The organism is Actinotignum sp. usb-actsch-213, from assembly GCF_059085665.1.
On sequence record NZ_JBHNSQ010000060.1, the window covers coordinates 1 to 7,238 of the forward strand.

The 7,238-nt window shown below is 60.8% G+C and carries 6 protein-coding genes, 2 tRNA genes and 1 CRISPR repeat array; of the genes, 2 read left to right on the forward strand and 6 right to left on the reverse strand.

Going from position 1 to position 7,238, the window contains the following annotated elements; genetic code table 11:
• Window positions 1-33 precede the first annotated feature (33 nt).
• From AC5RK6_RS06345 to AC5RK6_RS06355, 3 genes are all read right to left on the reverse strand, one after another.
• The gene (locus tag AC5RK6_RS06345; RefSeq protein ID WP_320755950.1) at window positions 34-258 is read right to left on the reverse strand and encodes a hypothetical protein; all 225 of its coding nucleotides are present in this window, start codon (window positions 256-258) and stop codon (window positions 34-36) included.
• Window positions 259-390: 132 nt separating this feature from the next.
• Window positions 391-466: transfer RNA gene (locus tag AC5RK6_RS06350), tRNA-His, on the reverse strand.
• A gap of 194 nt (window positions 467-660) precedes the next feature.
• On the reverse strand, window positions 661-1,584 hold the full coding sequence (locus tag AC5RK6_RS06355) for an ATP-grasp domain-containing protein (RefSeq protein ID WP_320755951.1): 924 nt from the start codon (window positions 1,582-1,584) through the stop codon (window positions 661-663).
• 31 nt (window positions 1,585-1,615) lie between these two features.
• Here AC5RK6_RS06355 and AC5RK6_RS06360 point away from each other — a divergent pair, with 31 nt between their 5' ends.
• The gene (locus AC5RK6_RS06360; RefSeq protein WP_320757856.1) at window positions 1,616-3,187 is read left to right on the forward strand and encodes an aspartate:alanine exchanger family transporter; all 1,572 of its coding nucleotides are present in this window, start codon (window positions 1,616-1,618) and stop codon (window positions 3,185-3,187) included.
• Between the two features lie 151 nt (window positions 3,188-3,338).
• Complete coding sequence (locus tag AC5RK6_RS06365) at window positions 3,339-3,770, forward strand: hypothetical protein (RefSeq protein WP_320757857.1); 432 nt, start codon at window positions 3,339-3,341, stop codon at window positions 3,768-3,770.
• Window positions 3,771-3,837: 67 nt separating this feature from the next.
• Here the strand turns inward: AC5RK6_RS06365 and AC5RK6_RS06370 are convergent, their stop codons facing one another.
• The 3 genes from AC5RK6_RS06370 to AC5RK6_RS06380 all read right to left on the reverse strand — a co-directional run bounded on the left by AC5RK6_RS06370 (window position 3,838) and on the right by AC5RK6_RS06380 (window position 5,268).
• The gene (locus AC5RK6_RS06370; protein ID WP_320757858.1) at window positions 3,838-4,299 is read right to left on the reverse strand and encodes an Hsp20/alpha crystallin family protein; all 462 of its coding nucleotides are present in this window, start codon (window positions 4,297-4,299) and stop codon (window positions 3,838-3,840) included.
• A 226-nt stretch (window positions 4,300-4,525) separates the two neighbouring features.
• Complete coding sequence (locus AC5RK6_RS06375) at window positions 4,526-4,966, reverse strand: hypothetical protein (protein ID WP_320757859.1); 441 nt, start codon at window positions 4,964-4,966, stop codon at window positions 4,526-4,528.
• A 229-nt stretch (window positions 4,967-5,195) separates the two neighbouring features.
• Window positions 5,196-5,268 (reverse strand) — tRNA-Lys (locus AC5RK6_RS06380).
• A gap of 324 nt (window positions 5,269-5,592) precedes the next feature.
• Window positions 5,593-7,207: direct repeats of the CRISPR family, unit length 29 nt; unit sequence GGAATTACCCCCGCTCGTGCGGGGAAGAG.
• Window positions 7,208-7,238 lie beyond the last annotated feature (31 nt).

A 7,238-nucleotide genomic window follows, 5' to 3' on the forward strand; every position in this document is an offset into this window, starting at 1 on the left:
GTTTGTCAACCGCCACCAACAGCCACTTGCAAGCTATCTGTTACCCGTGCGTTTTGTATTGTTCCTGCGCTCCTCACTCCGCCCTAGCCAGGCGAAACACCCGATGCCAAGGAACCACAGCGGGAGGGTGTAGAGAATATAGCGGGAGCCATTATCGAAGAAAAACAACACAAAATCCGCGATGCTCGCGAGCGCGATGGCCAGGATTCCCACCCAGGTCAATACGCCGCCGCGATCTTTCTTCTTACGCTTCGCCATCAGGGCTCCTCTCTGCGCAGATAGGGCTCACAAGCAGCCCCAGAAACGGCATCTCCGCCATCCACTACCTGCGATACAACTCAGGCTCGTTTCGACTGCTTAGTACCAAACATTCAAAACGAGCCTGAACTCTGGGGTGGCCAACGGGGCTTGAACCCGCGACCTCCTGGACCACAACCAGGTGCTCTGCCAGCTGAGCTATGGCCACCATTTCGGCGAAAGAACGCCGATAAACAACTATAGCCGGTCACCGCGCGCAAAGACAATTCCGCGGCGGTGATAGCGGCCACGTTGTGAGCCGGATCGGCGCGCCGCCCGGCTGCGCCGTCGTACCTCAGTCGCGTTTATTAGCGGGAGCGAAAGCTGCGCCGTCGTGCTACAACCGCGCCGCCCGTGACCGAACTACCAGGCCGTGCGCACCGCAATCGCGTCCGCGAAACGGTTGAGGTGACTCTCATCCAGCGACAGGTACAGCGAGCCGTCGATAAGGGAAATCTCCATAACGTAAAACTCGTTCGGGTCCCCCGGAGCGGCCGGCACGATGTCCACGCGGTTGAAGAGCAGCAGGTGGTCACGCCCGGTATGCTCGCGAATGAGCCCGTGCAGCACATTGCGCACCCGCTCACCCCAACGCCATTCCGATTCGCGCGCCTCTGAAACAGAGACGACTTCTTCCTGGATTTGATCCGCGCTACGGAAACGCGGGTGGAGCAGCGGAGCCTTTTCCACCCGGTAGGAAGCCAGGCCGTTGAGGAAGATCAGTGAAACCTCACCGGTGCGGTCAATATTCTCCAGGTAGCGCTGCACCATGACGCTGCGGCCCTTCGCAAGCTCGTGCTGCGCATGCAGAATCGCCTGGGAGCGCGAAGCCGGATCGGTGGCGGTATAACGCCCCGTACCGCGCCCACCCGAAGACACCGCGGGCTTGACCACGAAATCACCGTGCGCTGGGAAACGGGTATGAACCTGGTGTTTCGTGAGGTTTTCCTCTGGTTCCAGCCAGGTAGTGGGAATGGTGGGCAAACCCGCCGCTTCCAATTCCCGCAGGTAATGCTTATCGGAATTCCACGCCATAATATCGGCGTGGTTGAGAATCCGCGGAACTGAGCGGGCCCACGAAATGAAGGCCTGCGGATCGCGCCCGTAATCACGAACTGAGCGGACAACGACAACTCCGGCGTCGTTCCAGTCGTAATCGGGATCGTTCCACGCTACAACGCGCGGTTCGATATGGCGCTCACGCAGGGCATCGGGCAGACCGGCCTCGTCCACGTCGAGCTTCGGTAAGTCTTTGCTCGTTGCAAGAGTAACAATGGGATCAGACACACTCTTACTCTACCCCGGCTAGTCTTATGGCGTGGCGATCCTTGACTCTTCCCCGTTACTAACAATTTTCGTTGTGGTGGCCCTCGGCTCCATTCTCGGTGCGATTCCGCTGGGTCGGATACGTATCGGCGCGGCCGGCGCACTCTTTGTGGGTTTGGCCATGTCCGCGCGCTTCCCCGAGCTCGGGGCTGGTATGGACGTGGTGCAGTCCCTCGGGCTCGCGCTTTTCGTCTACACCGTGGGTATCGCTTCGGGCGCGGCGTTTTTCGCGCAGCTGCGCCGCAATCTCTCCTTGCTTTTAGCTTCTGTGGTAGTGGTTTTCCTCGCCGCGGGCACCGCCCTGGTGATGGGCATTCTTTTCGGCATCGAACGGCCGTTTTTAGCGGGCCTTTTCACAGGTGCGACGACGGCGGCACCGGCTCTCGCCACCGCCACCCGACTCACAGACGGCTCCACGCAGCCCGCCATCGGGTATGCCTTCGGGTATCCCCTGGCTGTCATTATCGGCATTATCCTGGTTTCCCTCATCGTGGGCCGTGCTTGGCCGGGACTGCGCGATACTCCTTCTCTGGCCGGGACACTGCTCGATCCGCGCACCATCACCGTGGAACACCCCATGAACCTGCGCGATATCCCCGAATGGGCCGACGGCCGGGTACGCGTCTCGTATTTGCGACGCGGCGGGCGGGTACGAGTGGCACTGCCCGGTGAGGATCTTGAGGTAGGGGACGACGTCGTTGTTGTTGGTCTGGCGGCGGATGTGGAGGCGGCAGCCGCGCACCTCGGGCACTTGCGAAATGACCATCTGGCTGATGATCGCAGCCACGTGGATTTCAACCGCCTGGTGGTTTCTAACCCGGATGTGGCGGCGCGCTCCATCGGGGAACTCAATCTGCCCGCCAAATACGGCGCGGTGGTGACCCGGGTACGGCGCGGGGACCTGGAGCTGCTGGCCCGCGACGATTTTATTCTGGAGCCGGGCGACCGGGTGACCGTGGTGGCCCCGCGCGAACGCTGGGATGCCATAGCTGATCTTTTCGGGGATTCCGAACGTTCAATTTCGGAGATCGACGTGCTGAGTTTATCGGTGGGCATGGTGGCCGGGCTGCTCCTCGGTTTCGTTACCTTCCCGCTGCCCGGCGGCCAGGTATTCCAGCTGGGTACCGCGGCCGGCCCGCTGATCGCGGGAATGTTCTTGGGCGCGGCGCGGCGCACCGGACCTTTTGTGTGGGCCATGCCGGAGGCGGCAAATCTGACGATGCGCCAACTGGGACTCACCCTGTTTTTAGCTGCCCTGGGGCTGACGGCCGGGCCCGGCTTCGCGCAGATTGTGCTTTCTCCGCAGGCGGTGGGCGCAGCGGTGACGGTCTGCGTGATCACGCTGGTCTCCTGCGCGGCGTTGCTGGTGGCGGGCGCCTGGGTACTCCGACTTTCTGCACCCCGTACCGCCGGTGCAATCGCCGGTTTCCTGGGCCAGCCGGCGGTCCTGGACGCGGCTACCTCTCGGGTGGGCGACGAGCGCATTGATAATGCCTACGCAACGCTCTTCGCTTTCTCGATAGTGGTGAAGATTTTCCTGGTGCCGGCGGTACTGGTGCTCTAGCAAACCGGAGCACCGCGGTGGCGACCGACAGGCAAACGTGAGCCGCGGCGTGGAAACGAGTGGGCGGGCCGGGCGGCGGCGTCGTACCGCAGCTAAAGTAGGGAAGAAGATTCGGAACCGTTTCCGGAACGTACAGGAAGTGAGGCGTGACATGCGCGATATGATGCGCAAGACGACGGCGGGCGCAGCGGCGCTGTTTCTGGCGGGAGCGGGGGCGCTCCTGCTAGGCGGATGCGATGCCGCTGAGACGACCGAGGCCGGGAGTTTTATGCGGCAGGCGGGGGCGTCGATGTATGTGGTGAGCGTGGACGGACGCGAGCTGATCTCCAAGGTGGTGGATTGCAGCGGCGGAGAATCCCAAGTGATGACCGGCACTTTCGAACCCGCTAACAACCTCGTCACCTGGAAGGATGTTGATGGTAAGAAGATCGGAACTTCGGTAGCGCATTTCGCTGAGGACGGGAAGAGTATCACGCTGGCCGATGAGGCCACCCCGAATGCCGGTGCCACCTACGTGCGCGAAGGCACGCCGGAAGCCGAGCTCATGGCGCGCGGGCAAAAGAGCGAGTGCGCGCCGAAGTAATACTACGCGCGCATAAAAACGGGGCCCTTCTCTATTGAGAGGAGCCCCGCTTCACTATTAAATTGGTTTACTTCTCAGCGGAGTCAGTTTCCGTGGCGCGCTTGCCTGAACCAATCTGAACCTTGCGACCCTGCGACCCCGCGGTGGTCTTCACCGTGACAGTGAGCACGCCATCGCTGAGATTTGCATCCACCGTGGTGGTATCCACCGCCTGATCGAAGCCCAGGCTGCGGGAGACGGACCGCGTGCGCGTACCGCCCTCGATTTCTTCTTCCTGCGAAGCCTTGAGGGTAATGTGATCCGGGTAAACGTTGAGGTCAATATCTTCCGCAGCGAAACCGGGAACATCGAAGAGGACTTCGTAGCCATCTTCAGTTTGCTTGAGCTGCGAACGGTATTGCAGCGCAAGATCCTCCAGATCGGAACGCCGCCCGTTCACCACCCGAGTGGGAACGGCAAAAAATCCATCAAAAGGGCTGAGGAACCGGTCCACCGCGTTAGACACCGTGCGATCAATATCGTATGCCATGGTCAATCCTTCTTTCACTTCTATGAACGACGACGCCGCGCGCCTTTCGGCGCCCGGGCCTATCGCCCTGACATCAATCCCAACCCCCACAGGCTTATCTTTGTTCCGCTCATATGTAATTGTTCACTCTAGGCTCAATAGTAGTTGAGTCAATAGCACTCAGCTTTGGAGAGCGTAGATATCGCAAGCCTGCGAATGTATGGCACAGCAATCATCGCACCGCACATCACTGACCGCGGCGAACATCGCGAATGAAAGCACCGAAGAACAGCAGTCCCGCGGCGGCCAGGGCAGCCCCCAATCCAGTGTAGAAAAAGGCAATGAAGAAGTCGGGCAGCACTCCGCTGATGCGCAGGCCAATTCCGCCACCCATCATGATGGCCATAACAAGGTAGGAGCGCAGATCAAAGAAATGCCACAAGGGTCGCGCTGGCCGGGGATGGGAGCGAATGCGCCGAATATGCTTCCCGGCAACCTTGGTGAACATTGCCCCAAAGGCGGCAAAAACGAGCGGGGGCAGCAGGCAGATCCACGGCGCACCCACGGTAGAACCCGCAAAACTCTCCACTCCAATGCGCGCGACATTCACTCCCGCCAGGCACCACACCCCGCCCGCGACCGCAATCAAGCCACTCTTAGAAATCTGAAAATAGGGACAGTCACTCATCAATACTCCTCCACTTAGTCCACCCTCAAGAATAACGCGACAGGTGTCGCTTAGATGGTTATCGGGTAGATCCGCAATTTCGCCCTGTGCGTAGCAGGAACAGGCTTCTAACACGGCCTGCTCAGATGCATTGGATGGAGGTAGACGGAGTATTGTACCCCGGGTAGAATGTGCCCGTAGCCAATTTTGGCATGAAAAAGCTCCGCAGCCGAAGCTGCGGAGCGGATTGTACACCGCCTGGGACTCGAACCCAGAACCCACTGATTAAGAGTCAGTTGCTCTGCCAATTGAGCTAGCGGTGCTCGTTATTCTTTTATGTTCGCCGCCCGCGGCGACGAATAGATACTTTACCCAGGGTTACCACCCAGCGCAAGTTCAGAAGCCTACCTGATGCTGTTTCCTCCCTCACACCACCTTCCCAACTACCGCATAGGCGCGAGATGCCGCGCTTTTCGCCGTCCTACCAACGGTATCCCGCGCGATTGCGGCAACCCTTAACCCGGAGATTAAGGGTCTATGGGCACTTGCCCGGCGCGACATCGCACCCTCCCCGTTTCCGCGCCCCTGCACCACCCTCGCTCACGCAGGGAAGAGACCAGCTTGGTGACGGTAACCGTCTGCCCCGCGGAATTACCCCCGCTCGCGCGGGGAAGAGTCACCGATGGCGACCTAGGCCAGTGGACGGTAGGAATTACCCCCGCTCGTGCGGGGAAGAGCCATCGAACCAGACACCACCAGCCGCGTAATCGGAATTACCCCCGCTCGTGCGGGGAAGAGTTTCATCCACCCACTTGGCGGTTACATCGCCGGGAATTACCCCCGCTCGTGCGGGGAAGAGCTCAGGATTTTCTGAGGTAGCTCCTTCACCCAGGAATTACCCCCGCTCGTGCGGGGAAGAGCTGATCTGCTGGATACCACACCGGCCGCGCTGGGAATTACCCCCGCTCGTGCGGGGAAGAGTGAGCCGTTCTTTCCCGCCCTTGCCATGCACGAGAATTACCCCCGCTCGTGCGGGGAAGAGGCAGCGGCGCGATACACCCGCCCCTCATCGGTAGAATTACCCCCGCTCGTGCGGGGAAGAGCGCTGGAACTTTCCAGCACGTCATATACTTCCGGAATTACCCCCGCTCGTGCGGGGAAGAGACCGCCGCAGCGCGATCATCGATTACGCGGGCGGAATTACCCCCGCTCGTGCGGGGAAGAGTTCATCCGGCTTCCGCGGGCCACGGGCTCAATTGAATTACCCCCGCTCGTGCGGGGAAGAGAGAAAGCGGGAAGAAAGCCGGGGATGCCATCGGGAATTACCCCCGCTCGTGCGGGGAAGAGGCCGGGGGTGCCACGTGGGAAGTCCAAATCTTGGAATTACCCCCGCTCGTGCGGGGAAGAGTCAAAGGCACCCGCGCGGCCCTCGCGGCCCTTGGAATTACCCCCGCTCGTGCGGGGAAGAGTCAAAGGCACCCGCGCGGCCCTCGCGGCCCTCGGAATTACCCCCGCTCGTGCGGGGAAGAGGCGCGCATGGAAAGGGCGGTAAAGATAGGATCAGAATTACCCCCGCTCGTGCGGGGAAGAGAACGCAGCGTTGAAACTCATACCCATTTCCGCGGAATTACCCCCGCTCGTGCGGGGAAGAGACTCTGGATAAGAATCGCGCGGTCGCGGCTCAGGAATTACCCCCGCTCGTGCGGGGAAGAGTCCTCCCATTTTATTTCTTTCATTTTCCACTCAGAATTACCCCCGCTCGTGCGGGGAAGAGTCGGGATGACGGGCGGCTTCCGGATCCGGATTGGAATTACCCCCGCTCGTGCGGGGAAGAGCATATTGCGCGGCTTCTTCGTCAGTAATCGCGGGAATTACCCCCGCTCGTGCGGGGAAGAGTAGCGGGCCTCTAGGCGCGATGCGCGCTCGCCGGAATTACCCCCGCTCGTGCGGGGAAGAGTACACACACCTTGACTATACGGCGCTACTACTGGAATTACCCCCGCTCGTGCGGGGAAGAGCCATACTGGCACCGTTATCATGCCTCGGGGTGGGAATTACCCCCGCTCGTGCGGGGAAGAGGTCCCTAGCGCACCAGCAATCGCGCAAAGGTGGGAATTACCCCCGCTCGTGCGGGGAAGAGTCCCCGTCTACACGGAAGACATTCTGGCGGCTGGAATTACCCCCGCTCGTGCGGGGAAGAGCGCACAATAGCGGGCGGCTCTTTGATTAGCTCAGAATTACCCCCGCTCGTGCGGGGAAGAGCGCACAATAGCGGGCGGCTCTTTGATTAGCT